Source organism: Arthrobacter sp. 35/47 (assembly GCF_000520475.1).
In the GTDB taxonomy this organism is placed as follows: Bacteria; Actinomycetota; Actinomycetes; order Actinomycetales; family Micrococcaceae; genus Arthrobacter_D; species Arthrobacter_D subterraneus.
In genome coordinates this window covers 102919-116995 of record NZ_KI914617.1, presented here as the reverse complement: position 1 = coordinate 116995, position 14077 = coordinate 102919, and the positions used below count along the sequence as shown (strand labels likewise).

Sequence of the window (14077 nt, the reverse complement as noted above, 5' to 3'; positions counted from 1 at the left end):
GGCGACGTCGCCGCCGCTGTCCCCGCAGGCATCAGCGACGACGGACGCACCGCCATCTACCAGGTCATCCCGGAGGAGGGCCCGGCAAGCGAAAGTACCGAACAGCTCGTCCGCGACCTGCGCGCCGAGGCCGGCAACATCGCGGACGCAACCGGGGTCACCGTGTCGGTCACAGGTCAGACCGCCGCCAACATTGACGTCTCCGCCAAGCTCATGGAGGCCATGCCGCTGTACCTGGGCATCGTCGTCGGGCTCTCCCTGGTCCTGCTGCTCCTGGTGTTCCGCTCCATCCTGGTGCCGCTCATTGCCACCGCGGGTTTCCTGCTCTCGCTGTTGGCCAGCTTCGGCGCCACCGTGGCGATCTACCAGTGGGGGTGGCTGGGCGATTTCTTCGGCGTCAGCAACCCCGGCCCCATCCTTAGCTTCCTCCCGATCATCCTGATCGGCGTGCTCTTCGGCCTCGCCATGGACTACCAGATGTTCCTGGTCTCCGGCATGCGCGAGTCCTTTGTCCACGGCCGGCCGGCCAGGGAAGCGGTGCGGGTGGGCTTCAGCCACGGAGCGCGGGTCGTGACGGCCGCGGCCATCATCATGGTCTCCGTGTTCGCAGGCTTTGTGTTCTCCCACCTCACCATGGTCCGGCCGATCGGCTTTGGGCTGGCCTTCGGCGTGCTCCTCGACGCGTTTGTTGTCCGCATGACGCTGATTCCCGCAGCCATGCACCTCCTGGGCCGCTGGGCCTGGTGGCTGCCGGCGTGGCTGGACCGCATCCTGCCGGATGTCGACGTCGAGGGCGCCCGCCTCGTGGAGAAAACCGACGACGACGGCGCACGCCGGGTGCCGGCGTCGGACGCGGCCGGCGTGCGCTGAGACAGAAATCACCCGGCGTTCCGTCTCGCATAGTGAGATTCAAGGCGAAGAAAAAGGAGCGGAATCACTAGGATTACCCGGTCAGTTTTCCCCATCAAGGACACATAGCCGTGAATCTTTTCCGTACCAAGTCGATCGAACAGTCGATCGCGGACTCGGGTGAAAAGGGCCGCACACTCAAGCGGTCACTGACCACCTGGGACCTCATGATCATGGGCGTCGCCGTCGCCGTGGGTGCCGGTATCTTCTCCGTCGGCGCACAGGCGGCGGCGTTCAATGCCGGGCCCGCGGTCACCGTCTCCTTTGTGCTGGCCGCGATCACCTGCGCCCTGGCCATCATGTGCTACGCCGAGTTCGCCACGGCCATCCCCGTGGCAGGCAGCGCCTACGTCTTCACCTACGCCACGATGGGTGAGCTGCTCGCCTGGATCATCGGGTGGAACCTGATCCTCGAACTCCTCATGGCCGGTGCCGTGATCGCCAAGTTCTGGGGCGTGTACCTCAGCGACCTGTTCGCGGTGCTCAACCTGGACGTCCCGTCGCAGGTCAGCGTCCTGGGGGTCACCCTGTACTGGGGGCCGCTGGTCATCGTGGCGATCTTCACGGCGATCCTCGTCCTGGGAACAAAGCTCTCCGCCCGGGTGAACAACATCTTCACGATCATCAAGATCGCCATTGTGCTGTTTGTCATCGTGGTCGGCTTCTTCTACGTGAACGGTGAGAACTACGCCCCGTTTGTTCCCGCGGCCCAGCCTGCGGCCGAGGCCGCAGGCAGCTGGACAACCCAGCCGTTCCTGTCCTTCCTGAGCGGCGCGACCCCGGCGATGTACGGCTTCACCGGCATCATCTCCGGCGCCGCGCTGGTGTTCTTCGCCTTCATCGGGTTCGACGTCGTGGCGACCTCCGCCGAGGAAGTGAAGGACCCGCAGAAGACCCTCCCGCGCGGAATCTTCGGTGGGCTCGCGCTCGTCACCGTCCTCTACATCCTGGTGACGCTCGCGGTCACGGGCATGGTCTCCTACCGTGACCTGGCGGCAACCGAATCGCCGTCGCTGGCTACCGCCTTCCAGTTGGTCGGTGCGGACTGGGCCGCCGGAATCATTTCAGTCGGCAGCCTGATCGGGCTGACCACCGTCATCATGGTGCTGCTGATGGGCCTGGCCCGGGTGATCTTTGCCATGAGCCGCGACGGCCTGATGCCGCGCGGACTCAGCCGCACATCGGCCAAGCGCAGCACTCCGGCACGCACGCAGATCCTGTGCGGCGTCGTCGTCGCGCTCCTGGCCGGCTTCACCGAGGTGGAACTGCTCGCGGAGATGATCAACATCGGCACGCTCTCCGCCTTTGTCACCGTCAGCCTGGGAATCCTGGTGCTCCGAAAGAAGCGGCCGGACCTCAAGCCGTCCTTCCGGGTACCCTTCGGGAAGGTCATCCCCATCCTGTCGGCGCTGCTCTGCACGTATCTCATGCTGAACCTGGCCACTGTGACCTGGGTGTTTTTCGCGATCTGGCTGGTGATCGGTTTCGCGATCTACTTCGCGTATGGGCAGCGGCATTCGCGGCTGGCCGGGACCGGTGCGGGCGAGCCCGACCGGGAGGAAGTCCGGACGGGCAGCTAGGACGGCACGCGGGGGCGCGCCGGACGGCTGTACTATTCAGCCATGGCGCGTCCCCCGAAACCGGAACGGAAGACCGAGCTTCTGGATCAGATTGTCGAGTATCTGCTCGACAAGACGTTCGCGAGCCTGAGCTTCCGCACCCTCGCTGACGGGCTGGGCATCAGTAGCTACGTGCTGGTGTACCACTTCGGCAACCGCGAGGAACTGATCAACGAGATTGTGCGGCACATCGAAGCCCGACATGACGCGATGAAGCCGGAAAACCCTGAAGACCTCACGCCGGAAGGCTTCCGCGAGTGGCTCCGGGAGGGCTGGAACTGGCTGTTGATCGACCGGAACCGCAACCTGCAGCGGCTGGAATTCGAGGCGGCCGTCCAGGACCCGGTGAGCCCCGCACCGAGGGGCAGCGCGACGAGGAAGTTCGCGTTCTGGCACTCCTTCATCACGGACTGGCTGGTTGCGCAGGGCGTTCCCCGGGAACGTGCGGATCCGGCGGCCCGCGTGTTCACGTCCAGCCTCTACGGGCTCCAGTACGACTACGTGCTGAACAATGACCGTGCGGCCGTCGAGCAGGCGGTGGACCTGTCACTGGATCTGTTTCTGCAGTCCCTCGAGACGTCGCTGCAGCGCGGGCGCTGAGACCGGAGACGCAGACGCGAACGCAGAAAGGGTGGGTCCGTGACGGACCCACCCTTACTGTGTGACAGAGCCTAGAACTTGTTGGCGGCCTCAGCGTCGGAGTTCTGTGCGGCGCCGGACGCGGTGCCCAGGTTGGCGCGGAGCTTCGCCCCGAGCTCGGCGTCCACGTTGGTCCAGTACTGGATGGCGCGTTCGCGGATGTCGGCGATGGTCACGCCGCCGACAGCACCCGTGATGGTCTCCAGGAACCGTGCCTTCTCGGCGTCGTTGTAGACCTCGCGGTACAGGGTGCCGGCCTGGCCGAAGTCATCATCCTCGGCATGGAGGCTGTGCGCTGCACGCACCAGGTCGCCGTCGTTCTCCCAGCCGCCTTCGGGGCCGGTCAGCGACGGATCAGCGGCGGGGCCGCCCACGGAGTTCGGCGCGTAGACCGGGGTCTGCGGCGAGTTGAAGAAGAACCGGGAAGCGCCGTCCTTCGAGTAGTTCCGCACCTCGTTCTTCGGTGCGTTCACCGGCAGCTGCGCGTGGTTGGTGCCCACACGGTAGCGATGGGCGTCGGCGTAGGAGAAGATGCGTGCCTGCAGCATCCGGTCCGGGGAGGCCGCGATACCCGGGACAAAGTTTGACGGCGCAAAGGTGGCCTGCTCGATCTGCGCGAAGTAGTTCTCCGGGTTGCGGTTCAGGGTGAGCTTGCCGACCGGGATCAGCGGGTAGTCGCCGTGCGGCCACACCTTGGTGAGGTCGAACGGGTTGAACCGGTAGCTCTTCGCGTCCTCGTACGGCATGACCTGGACCTTGAGGTCCCAGGACGGGAAGTTGCCCTGCTCGATGTTCTCGTAGAGGTCACGGATGTGGTGGTCGGCGTCCGAGCCGGCCAGCGCCTCAGCCTCATCACCGGTGAGGGTTTCGTGGCCCTGGTTGGACTTGAAGTGGTATTTGACCCAGAACTTCTCGCCGGCTTCGTTGATCCACTGGTAGGTGTGTGAGCCGTAGCCGTTCATGGTGCGCCAGGAGGCGGGCAGGCCGCGGTCGCCCATCAGCCAGGTCACCTGGTGCGCGGACTCGGGGGAGAGGGTCCAGAAGTCCCACTGCATGTCGGCGTCGCGCAGGTTGGAGCCGGGCAGGCGCTTCTGGGAGTGGATGAAGTCGGGGAACTTGATGCCGTCGCGGATGAAGAAGACGGGGGTGTTGTTGCCCACGAGGTCGTAGTTGCCCTCGGAGGTGTAGAACTTCAGCGCGAAGCCGCGGGGGTCGCGCCACGTGTCGGGGGAACCCTGCTCGCCGGCCACGGAGGAGAAGCGCAGCAGCGTCTCGGTGGTTGTACCGGGCTGGAACAGCGCGGCCTTGGTGTACTTGCTGACGTCCCCGGTGGTCTCGAACACGCCGAATGCGCCGCCGCCCTTGGCGTGCACAACGCGCTCCGGAACCCGCTCGCGGTTGAACTGGGCAAGCTTCTCGATCAGGTAGTGGTCAGTCAGCGGGATGGCGCCGTCGCGGCCCAGTGCCGAGGAATTGCTGTCGTCAACGACCGGTGCGCCAGACTGGGTGGTGCTGAAGTTCGCAGTCATGGATTCTCCTTCTTTCAGTGTTTTTCTATGTGTTCGGGAAAGGCTGGAACATCTTCAAGGGACGCCTCGCGGCAGTCGGTGCACAGGCCCTGGTACACGACGTCGGCGATCTGGATGGTCATCCGGCTGGACCCCGGTGACCAGGAGGGCGTGAGGCAGGGTGCGTGCCCGACGGCGCAGTCCACGTCTTCGATCCGCCCGCACCCGGTGCAGACGGCGTGGTGGTGGTTGTCATTGACCCGGGTCTCGTACCGTGCCGGAGAGTTGGGAGGCTCGATCCTGCGCAGCAGCCCGCTCACGGTGAGATCGGACAGGACCACGTAGACCGACTGGACGGTAATGTCGGCGAGTTCGGCGCGTGCCGCGCTGACGACGTCGTCGGCGGTTGAATGCGGGGAACGCTCGACGGCGGCGAGCACAGCCAGGCGCTGCTTCGTCACCCTGCGTCCCACCGAACGCAGGGACGCAGCCCAGGTCTCCGTGGGGGTGGTCTGCAGGGTCATGAGACCAGTGAAACATCTATTGTGAGTAATTCATAATAAGGCACGCCTAACGGGTTAGGGTGGAGAAAGACGTCAGCTATGAGGGGTTGTGGAATGGGCCGTACGCCCTGGGAAGAAGTGCGCCAGGAGCGCATAGCAGACTGTGTGTTAACCGTGCGGAGAACCGGGCAGGGACGCCCGCCGGTTGTGCTCGTCCACGGGATCGGCGTCTCTGCCCGGTACTTCCAGCGTCTTGCCGCGGAGCTCTCCCGGAGCAACACGGTCTACGCCATTGAATTGCCCGGATTCGGGCCGACCCCCAACCCGCACCGGGCGCTGTCGGTGCCGGAGCTGGGGGCACTCGTGGTCGCGGCCCTGCGATCCCTGGAACTGGGCGGCATTGTGCTGGTGGGGCACTCGATGGGCTGCCAGGTGGCAACCGAGGCCGCGGCCAGTGCGCCCGACCTGGTGGACAGGCTCGTGCTGCTCGGTCCCACGGTGAACGATCAGGAGAGGTCCATCGGCAAACAGGCACTCCGGCTGGCCCAGGACACCATGCGAGAATCACCCGCCGTGAACTGGATGGTGTTCACCGACTACCTGCGTTCGATGGTGCCGTATCTGCGGACCCTGCCGGCGATGGTAGGGCACAGGCTTGAGGAGGCGCTGCCACGGGTTTCCTGCCCCGTGGTGCTGATCCGCGGCGAGCGTGACCCGATTGTGCCGGCGGACTGGTTGCAGCGGCTCGCCGCCGTCAATCCGCGGGTCAGGATCATCGAGGTGCCGGGCGTGCCGCACGTCCTGATGCACAGCCGCCCGACGGAAACCGCCCGCGCCCTGCTCACCGGGAATCCGCATGCGGCTGCTTAGGCGCGGCTGGGCCTGGGCGCTCGACTACGCGTATGTGGGCTTCTGGCAGGCGCGCGGATTTGTGTTCCGCGGCGACGTCCGCCGCCAGCTGACCGGGGACAAGGCGCCGGTGATCCTCCTCCCGGGGATCTACGAACCGTGGCAGTTCATGCACCCGGTAGCGTCCCACCTCCATGCACAGGGGCACCCCGTGCACGCGGTCACGGCGCTCGGCTACAACCGCGGAACGGTTCCGGCGATGGCGGAGCTGGTAGCCCGGTATCTCCAGGACCAGGACCTGCACAACGTGATTCTGGTGGCGCACAGCAAGGGTGGGCTCATCGGCAAGTACGTCATGACCCTTCCCGACTCCGCGCCGCGCATCCGCCAGCTCATCGCCGTGAATTCGCCGTTCTCGGGTTCGGTCTACGCCATGTTTGCGCTGCTGCCGAGCCTCAGGGCCTTCTCGCCGCGGAACCGTACGCTCAACGCGTTACGCGCCAACCTGGCGGTGAACTCGCGCATCACCTCGGTCTACGGGACGTTCGATCCGCATATCCCGGGTGGCAGTGAACTGGTCGGCGCCACCAACGTGCAGCTGGATGTGATGGGACACTTCCGGGTTCTCGGCCATGACAGCGTGCTCAGGGCGATCGACACGGCGATCGCTGAGCACGTCCCTGATCCGGCAGCGTAGGCCGCTACGAGGGGCCGATGCGTTTGGCGATTGCGACGGCGTCTGCCGGGCTTGAGAGCCACGGCTCACCGTGGCCGGTGAGGACCTTGTCCGCCGCCAGCGCGGCAATGCGGTCCAGGGAGGAAAGGGCCTGCGCTGAGTCGGCCGTGGCTGCGCCGGAGACGATCTGCGGTCCTTTCATCCCGGTGTAGGGGTTGAGGGTCACCAGTGCGTCTCCGACAATGAGCACGCCGCGGTCCGGGAAATGCAGGGCGATGTGCCCGTCGGTGTGGCCGGGGACGTGCAGTATCTCGGGGGTTCCCGGCAGATTCCGCGCGGTCCCCGGCACCAGCGGCAGGGTGTCGGTGACGCCGCGGACAAACAGCGCTCCGGCCATCTTCATCCGACCGATGATGGGCAGGCTTGCGGGGTGGCGGAGGGGGACCAGCACCCGGTTCAGCTCGTGTTTGTAGCTGTAGGGATGGGCGGCGATCCAGGCGTCGTCGGGATGGACCAGAATCGGCACCCGGTAGGTGTTCCGCAGCCAGGCGGCCGTGCCCACATGGTCGAAGTGCCCGTGCGTGAGGACCAGCGCCACCACGGAGTCCTCGTATCCCAGGGCGCGCAGCCCTGCGCGGATGTGCGGCCGGCTGCCGGGCAGACCGGCGTCGATGATCATCAGGCGGCCGTCCTGCTCCACGAAATACACATTCACGTGGGCATGCTCGAGCCAGTGGATTCCCTCGGCGACCTCGCTGGTATGCACGGTGATTCCCTCCCGTAGGCGCTCCGGTTGTGAGAGCAACACTAGCCACCGGAACGGTAAAAGTCAGCAGGCTGAGTAACCGGTGGAACGGATGCGGGTCGTTGCCGGAGGTAACCGCACCGCCGGTAGACTTGCCCGGTGCCCAGACTCCTTGCAGACATCACTCCGCTGAAGGAAAGTCCGGCATTCCGGAGGATGTATTTCGGTACCGCGCTGTCCGCGATCGGCACCAACCTCACCCTGGTGGCCGTCAGCCTTCAGGTGTATGACATCACCGGGTCCAGCCTGAGCGTCGGCCTGATCGGCCTGTTTGCGCTGGTGCCGCTCATCTTCGCCGGGCTGTACGGCGGGGCCGTCGCCGATGCCCACGACCGCCGCAAGGTGGCACTTCTCTCCGGCACAGGGCTGTGGGGCTCCACCATCGGCATCGCGCTGCAGGCGTGGGCCGGCGCGGACAACGTCTGGCTGCTGTACCTCCTCATCGCTGTCCACAGCGGGTTCGCGGGCATCAACCAGCCCACCCGGACGGCCATCATCCCGCGGCTGGTGCGCCCGGAACTGCTGCCCGCCGCCAACGCGCTGTCCATGATCACGTTTGGCCTCGCGTTCACCGTGGGCCCCATGCTTGCGGGCGTGCTCATTGCGCAGGTGGGTTACGGCTGGACGTACACGATCGACGTCGTCACCTTCACGGCCGCACTGTGGGCGCTCTTCCGGCTTCCCGCCATGCCCCCGGAGGGCCCGGTGCGCCGGGCGGGACTCGGCACGGTCATCGAGGGGTTCCGCTACCTTGGCACGCGGCCCAACATCCGGATGACCTTCCTGATTGACCTCGCTGCCATGGTGATGGCCCAGCCGCGGGTGCTCCTGCCCGCAGTGGGGGCCGTGTTCATCGGCGGCGGTGAGCTGACCGTCGGTATCCTCCTCGCGGCCAGTGCATTCGGCGCGGTTCTCGCCGGGTTGTTCTCCGGCCCGCTGGGCCAGGTGCACCGCCAGGGCCGGGCCGTCCAGTGGGCGGTGGTGGGCTGGGGTGCCTCCATCAGCGGCTTCGGGCTGGTGGTCATCCTCTCCGGGCGTACCGGGGACGGTGCCATGACGCCGTGGATCATCCCCGCTGCAGCCTGCCTGCTTCTGGCCGGAGTGTCCGATTCCATCAGCGGAGTCTTCCGGAGCACCATCCTGCAATCGGCCACCCCGGACGCCATGCGGGGGCGGCTGCAGGGCGTGTTCATCGTCGTCGTCGCCGGAGGTCCGAGGCTCGGCGAACTGGTGGGCGGCGGGTTCGCCGAGTGGATTGGGGAGGGCTGGACCGCGCTCTGGGGAGGCATTGTGTGCATGCTGCTGGTGCTCCTGCTTGCCCGCCTCCAGCCGCGCTTCGGCCAGTACGATTCCCGTACCCCGGAGCCCTGATCCCGGTATTTTGACCCGGCTACCTGCCGAGCAGCCGGTCGTTCAGGCCCTGTGCCCGGCGGTAGTAGTCAGCCAGTTGCAGTTCCGCCGCTGCCTCCGGATCAAGAACGACGACGGCGTGCTGATGCAGCTGCAGCACGGAGGCAGGGCAGAACGCGCTCACCGGTCCCTCCACCATCGCGCGGACGGCGGCTGCCTTGTTGGCGCCCAGCGCGACGAGCACGGCCTGCCCCGCGTCGCGGATGGTCCCCAGTCCCTGGGTCAGACACAGCTGCGGAACCTCGCCGCCGGGAAAGAACCGCGCGTTGTCGGACCGGGTGATCCCGGCCAGGGTCTTGACCCTGGTCCGGGAGCTAAGCGACGACGTCGGCTCATTGAACCCGATGTGACCGTTGGCGCCGATGCCGAGGATCTGGACATCGACGCGCCCGGCCTCGCGGATGGCGGCGTCATACCGGAGCGCTTCAGCCCGCAGGTCCTCCGCGTCCCCGTGCGGAGTGAGCAGCCGGTCCAGCGGGAGATCCACCTCGTCAACGAATTCCCGCCGGATGGTCGAGTAGTACGACTGCTCATGCTCCCGCGGCAACCCCGCGTACTCGTCCAGGGTGAAGGCCGTGACCTCGCGGAAACTCAGTTGCTCCTCGCGGTGCCGCCGGATGAGCTCCCGGTAGGTCCCGGCCGGTGAGCTGCCGGTGGCCAGGCCCAGCACCGCGGGGCCCTTCCGCACCCGTGCCTCGACGATGTCGGCGGCCCGGACACCCACCTGCTCCCGTGAATCACAGATGATGACCTGCACTGTTACCTCTTTCCGCTGCGGTCCGGCAATGTCCAGCTGGACCTAGCTGGCGTCCGGGCGCGCCATCGACGGTGCTTCTTCGCCCTCGTCCTCGCGGCCCATGGTGCGCAGGTTCCACTTGCGGATCACGAAGCGGAAGAGCACGTAGTAGACCGCCGCGAAAACCAGTCCGATCGGGATGAGCAGCAGCGGGTTCTGCGCGATTCCGAAGTTCAGCACATAGTCGATGGCCCCGGCGGAGAATCCGAACCCGTGATGGATGTCGAGCAGGTTCACCGTCATCATCGAGACACCGGTCAGGACTGCGTGGATGATGTACAGCGGCCAGGCGACAAACATGAAGGAGAACTCGATCGGTTCGGTGATGCCGGTCAGGAAGGCGGTGAGGCCGGTGGAGAGCATGATGCCGCCGACGAGCTTGCGTTGCGAGGGGCGGGCCTCCTGCCAGATGGCCAGCGCTGCGGCCGGCAGGGCGAACATCATGATCGGGAAGAATCCGGTCATGAACACGCCCGCCTCGGGGTCGCCGGCGAAGAACCGGTTCAGGTCACCCTGGGCACCCTCGTAGTCACCGATGACAAACCAGACGATGGAGTTCAGGATGTGGTGCAGTCCCAGGGGGATGAGCATCCGGTTGAGGAAGCCGTAAATGCCGCTGCCCGCCACCGTGTTCTCGGCCACCGTGTTGCCGACGGCGGTGAGGCCGCGGTCGAACAATGGGTAGATGAGCGCCATGATCACGCCGATGGCGATCGCGGCGAAGGCCGTGATGATCGGCACCAGCCGGCGGCCGGCGAAGAAGCCCAGCCAGTCCGGCAGCTTGGTGCGGTGGAAGCGCTGCCAGAGCCACGCCGTCGTAAGCCCCATGACAATACCGGCCAGCACGCCGTAATTGATGACGGGATCCTCGCCGCCTTCCGGCGCCTCGCCGAGGACCAGCGGTGCCATGACCTCGAAGACATTGGTCAGGACCAGGTAGCCGACCACTGCGGCGAGCGCCGTGGATCCGTCGCCTTTCTTCGCGAAGCCGAAGGAGATGCCGACCGCGAACAGGAGCGGCAGGTTCTCGAACAGCGCACCGCCCGCTGCGCCGATGACGTGCGCCGCCGTGGAGAGCGATTCGAAGCTGCCCAGCAGGTCATCCTGGCCGAGGCGGAGCAGGAGCGCCGCAGCGGGCAGCGCAGCGATGGGCAGCATGAGGCTTCGCCCGAAGCGCTGAAGGTTCTGCAGCGTCCGGCCGCCTCCCTTGGTCTTCCCGGGGCCGGTGTCCGGCGTGTCGGTGCCGGGGGTCTCCGTACTGGCCCCGGCGCGGGCGTTCTTGTCCGGCTCTGGCGAGGTGCTGGGGGCGGACATTGGATCCTCGATTCGATGAGCGGTCGGCGTCTTGTGTGTCTGTGGGTAAATCAGTAAAGTTCTGTCCACTGGTTATAACCAGTGACAACCATCACTGTCATACGAGGCGGCCACAATTGTCAACTGTCACAGCTAACTTTTGTGAAGCGCCACATCGGTAGGAGAGAAGGTAGGGACATGTCCAAAGCGGAAGACATCCTGGCGGCACTTGGCGGCGCAGACAACGTGGAGGAGATCGAAGGCTGCATCACGCGGTTGCGCACCGAAGTCATCGACTCCTCGCGCGTTGACCAGGCAGCCCTGAAGGCCGCGGGCGCGCATGGCGTGATGGTGGCCGGCACCGTGGTGCAGGTGGTCGTCGGGCCTGAGGCGGACAGCCTTGCCGACGACATTCAGGACCTCATGTGAGCACTGGGGTACACGGGGAAGCGCTGACGGTAGCCTCGCCGCTCCCCGGCGTCGTGCTTCCACTGGGCGAGGTTCCCGACCCGGTCTTTGCGCAGGCGCTGGTGGGTGACGGAGCCGCGGTGATGCCTGATGATGACGCCGGCGTGCTCACGGCGGTTGCGCCGGTTGACGGGCGCGTCATCAAGGTGATGCCGCACGCGTACATCGTCCAGCATGCCTCCGGAGCCGCCGTGCTGGTGCATGTGGGGATCGATACCGTCCACCTGAAGGGGGAAGGTTTCACGGTTCGGGCAGCGAAGGGCGACGAGGTGTCCGTCGGGGACCCGATGGTCGATGTGGACGTGGCTTTCCTCCGTTCCCGTGAACTCAGCCCCTGCTGTCCCGTCGTCGTGCTTGATTCGAAGCCGGGCACAGTGTCCGTCAATGATGCCGGGGCCGGAATCCAGGCCGGGCAGCCGCTGTTCACTTTCCCTCAGGGGTGACGGTGGCGGGTCCAGCGTCGGGTGAGCTCAAGCATCTGCGGCTCCGGCGTCAGCTCCAGGACCTTGCGCGGGGGCTGATGCCGGGTGAAGCGCTGCCCGGCGAACGCCAGCTTGAGGAGATGTTCGGGGTTTCCCGGATCACCGTCCGCCGCGCCATCTCGGACCTCGTGCGTGACGGGGAACTGGTACGGGAAAAGGGCAAGGGCACCTTCGTTTCCCACGGCATGGTGCGCTCGGTGCTCCATCTGGCGTCCTTCAACGAGGATATGCGCGCGGCCGGATTTGTACCGAGCACCCGGGTCATTGCGGCCGAGCTGGGGCAACCACCGGAGTCTGCCGTGCGCCATCTGCAGTTGCCTGCGGAGGAGCAGGCCTACCGGCTGCAGCGGCTGCGTCTGGCCAATGGTGCGCCCGTCAGCGTTGACGAGTCCTGGCTGCCGCCCGCAGTGCTGCCCGGGATCCTTGACGAGGACCTGACGGGTTCGCTGTACCGGGTCCTGTCGGCGTCCGGGCATCCGGTCCGCAAGGTGGAGCAGACGGTGCAGGCAGGAGCGGCGTCCGTTGAAACCGCCCGGCTCCTCGACGTCGCCCCCGGCGCCCCGGTACTGCTGTTCCACCGCAGGTCATTCACCGGGCCGGAGGAAGCGAGCCGCCCGATCGAATACTCAATTTCGGCCTACCGCGCAGACCGCTACCAGATCTCGATGACCCTCGCCCAATAGGACCCCCGCGAACCGTTGCGCCGGCCCCGGACCGGGACATACTGGGACCATGGACAAGCTCACCAGCACACAGATTCTCGAAGCAGGGCTCGACGACTGGCGCCAGCTGGCCCAGGGCATCCACGCCCGCTTCCGCACCGGCAGCTTCACCAAGGGGCTGCGGTTCCTGACGGCCGTCACGGAAGCCGCGGAAGCGGCCAACCACCACCCTGACGTCACCCTCACCTACCCGCACGTGGACCTGTTGCTCATCAGCCACGACGTCGGAGCGCTGACTTCCCGGGACGTGGACCTCGCCCGGACCATCAGTTCGATCGCCGCCGAGCACGGCCTGAAGCCGCAGCCCTGGGCGCTCGCCGAGGTGGAACTTGCGCTCGACACCGCGGCACCGGCCGCCGCAGGCCCGTTTTGGGCCGCGCTGCTCACCGGGGACGCCGGCAATGTCCGCGGGGACGACGTCGTCGATCTTTCCGGCCGCGTGCCACTCCTCTGGTTCCAGGAGACCGACAGCCATGAGACCCCGCGGCAGAGGTTCCACCTCGATGTGTGGGTGCCGCATGACGTGGCGGGGGAGCGCATCGCCGCTGCGGTGGCTGCCGGGGGCACCGTCGTCGACGATTCGCAGGCGCCGTCCTTCACGGTCCTGGCCGACGGCGAGGGCAACCGGGCGTGTGTGTGCACGGTCCTGGAGCGCTAGTTTTCCGGAACAGTCCCGGGCGCAGCGCCGTTGTACCGGTAGGTAAGTCAACAAGGAGAACAGGTGCACAACCACTTCAACGGGGCCAAGACGGCCCTGCTTTTCGGGTCCCTCATGGGGATCTTCCTCATCTTCGGTGCGGTCATCGCCTCGGCCACGCGCAGTTCGGCGTTCCTGTGGATCTTTGCGCTGATCGGCGTCGGCTCCATCGCCTACAGCTACTGGAACAGTGACAAGCTCGCCATCCGGAGCATGAAGGCGGTTCCGGTGACGGAACAGCAGGCTCCGGCGATGTACCGGATCGTGCGGGAGCTGAGCACCAAGGCCGGCAAGCCGATGCCCCGCCTGTACGTCTCGCCGACAATGGCGCCGAACGCCTTCGCCACCGGCCGCAACCCCGAGAACGCCGCCGTGTGCTGTACGCAGGGCATTCTGCAGATCCTCAATGAGCGGGAGCTGCGCGGCGTGCTGGGGCACGAGCTGATGCACGTCTATAACCGTGACATCCTGACCGGTTCGGTGGCGGCCGCCGTCGCAGGCGTCATCACGTCGGTGGCGCAGATGTTCGCCTTCACCGGCATGATGGGCGGGAACCGGAACTCGGGCGGGAACCCGATCGCGGCGCTGCTCCTGGCGTTCCTCGCACCGCTTGCCGCCGGACTGATCCAGATGGCAATCGGCCGGACCCGCGAATACGACGCTGACGAGGACGGCGCCCGCCTCACCGGCGACCCGCTGGC

Annotated in this window: 16 protein-coding genes; 11 read left to right on the top strand and 5 right to left on the bottom strand. The window is 66.5% G+C overall.

Annotated elements, in window-relative coordinates; all coding sequences use genetic code 11:
- The 3 genes from X803_RS20355 to X803_RS0114725 all read left to right on the top strand — a co-directional run.
- The coding region (locus X803_RS20355) for an MMPL family transporter (protein WP_035779251.1) at positions 1 to 870 on the top strand (870 nt) is incomplete at its 5' end.
- A 110-nt stretch (positions 871 to 980) separates the two neighbouring features.
- Positions 981 to 2489 (top strand): amino acid permease, encoded by a 1509-nt coding sequence (locus X803_RS0114730; RefSeq protein ID WP_026545724.1) that lies wholly within the window; start codon positions 981 to 983, stop codon positions 2487 to 2489.
- Positions 2490 to 2531: 42 nt separating this feature from the next.
- A complete protein-coding gene (locus X803_RS0114725) occupies positions 2532 to 3128 on the top strand; it encodes a TetR/AcrR family transcriptional regulator (RefSeq protein WP_026545723.1) in 597 nt (198 codons plus the stop codon).
- A gap of 71 nt (positions 3129 to 3199) precedes the next feature.
- Here X803_RS0114725 and X803_RS0114720 read toward each other — a convergent pair whose 3' ends face one another.
- Both X803_RS0114720 and X803_RS0114715 read right to left on the bottom strand, forming a co-directional pair.
- Complete coding sequence (locus X803_RS0114720; protein ID WP_026545722.1) at positions 3200 to 4696, bottom strand: catalase; 1497 nt, start codon at positions 4694 to 4696, stop codon at positions 3200 to 3202.
- 14 nt (positions 4697 to 4710) lie between these two features.
- Positions 4711 to 5199, bottom strand: a complete 489-nt coding sequence (locus tag X803_RS0114715; protein ID WP_026545721.1) for a Fur family transcriptional regulator — start codon at positions 5197 to 5199, stop codon at positions 4711 to 4713.
- 144 nt (positions 5200 to 5343) lie between these two features.
- On the opposite strand from X803_RS0114715, the gene X803_RS20350 reads away from it, so the two are divergent.
- On the top strand, positions 5344 to 6048 hold the full coding sequence (locus tag X803_RS20350; RefSeq protein ID WP_162149237.1) for an alpha/beta fold hydrolase: 705 nt from the start codon (positions 5344 to 5346) through the stop codon (positions 6046 to 6048).
- Positions 6035 to 6724 (top strand): esterase/lipase family protein, encoded by a 690-nt coding sequence (locus X803_RS0114705; RefSeq protein WP_035779246.1) that lies wholly within the window; start codon positions 6035 to 6037, stop codon positions 6722 to 6724. Before X803_RS20350 ends, X803_RS0114705 begins: the two co-directional genes overlap by 14 nt.
- A 4-nt stretch (positions 6725 to 6728) precedes the next feature.
- On the opposite strand, the gene X803_RS0114700 is transcribed toward X803_RS0114705, so the two are convergent.
- Positions 6729 to 7469, bottom strand: a complete 741-nt coding sequence (locus X803_RS0114700) for an MBL fold metallo-hydrolase (RefSeq protein WP_026545719.1) — start codon at positions 7467 to 7469, stop codon at positions 6729 to 6731.
- 138 nt (positions 7470 to 7607) lie between these two features.
- On the opposite strand from X803_RS0114700, the gene X803_RS0114695 reads away from it, so the two are divergent.
- Entirely contained in the window at positions 7608 to 8879 is a 1272-nt protein-coding gene (locus tag X803_RS0114695) for an MFS transporter (RefSeq protein WP_026545718.1), read from the top strand.
- Between the two features lie 19 nt (positions 8880 to 8898).
- Here the strand turns inward: X803_RS0114695 and nagB are convergent, their stop codons facing one another.
- Both nagB and X803_RS20345 read right to left on the bottom strand, forming a co-directional pair.
- Positions 8899 to 9675, bottom strand: a complete 777-nt coding sequence (gene nagB / locus X803_RS0114690) for a glucosamine-6-phosphate deaminase (RefSeq protein ID WP_026545717.1) — start codon at positions 9673 to 9675, stop codon at positions 8899 to 8901.
- Positions 9676 to 9717: 42 nt separating this feature from the next.
- Positions 9718 to 11028 carry a PTS transporter subunit EIIC gene (locus X803_RS20345; protein WP_084033819.1) on the bottom strand — a complete coding sequence of 437 codons (1311 nt, stop codon included), beginning with the start codon at positions 11026 to 11028 and terminating at the stop codon, positions 9718 to 9720.
- 177 nt (positions 11029 to 11205) lie between these two features.
- Here X803_RS20345 and X803_RS0114680 point away from each other — a divergent pair, with 177 nt between their 5' ends.
- The 5 genes from X803_RS0114680 to X803_RS20340 all read left to right on the top strand — a co-directional run.
- Complete coding sequence (locus X803_RS0114680) at positions 11206 to 11436, top strand: PTS sugar transporter subunit IIB (RefSeq protein ID WP_026545716.1); 231 nt, start codon at positions 11206 to 11208, stop codon at positions 11434 to 11436.
- Entirely contained in the window at positions 11433 to 11918 is a 486-nt protein-coding gene (locus X803_RS0114675; RefSeq protein ID WP_216699071.1) for a PTS sugar transporter subunit IIA, read from the top strand. The genes X803_RS0114680 and X803_RS0114675 overlap by 4 nt, the downstream gene beginning before the upstream one ends.
- 2 nt (positions 11919 to 11920) lie before the next feature.
- Positions 11921 to 12640, top strand: coding sequence for a GntR family transcriptional regulator (locus tag X803_RS0114670; RefSeq protein ID WP_216699070.1), 720 nt, complete (start codon positions 11921 to 11923; stop codon positions 12638 to 12640).
- 49 nt (positions 12641 to 12689) lie between these two features.
- The gene (locus tag X803_RS0114665; protein ID WP_026545713.1) at positions 12690 to 13337 is read left to right on the top strand and encodes a 4a-hydroxytetrahydrobiopterin dehydratase; all 648 of its coding nucleotides are present in this window, start codon (positions 12690 to 12692) and stop codon (positions 13335 to 13337) included.
- A gap of 63 nt (positions 13338 to 13400) precedes the next feature.
- A partial coding sequence (locus X803_RS20340) for a M48 family metalloprotease (protein WP_035779284.1) occupies positions 13401 to 14077 on the top strand: 677 nt, incomplete at its 3' end.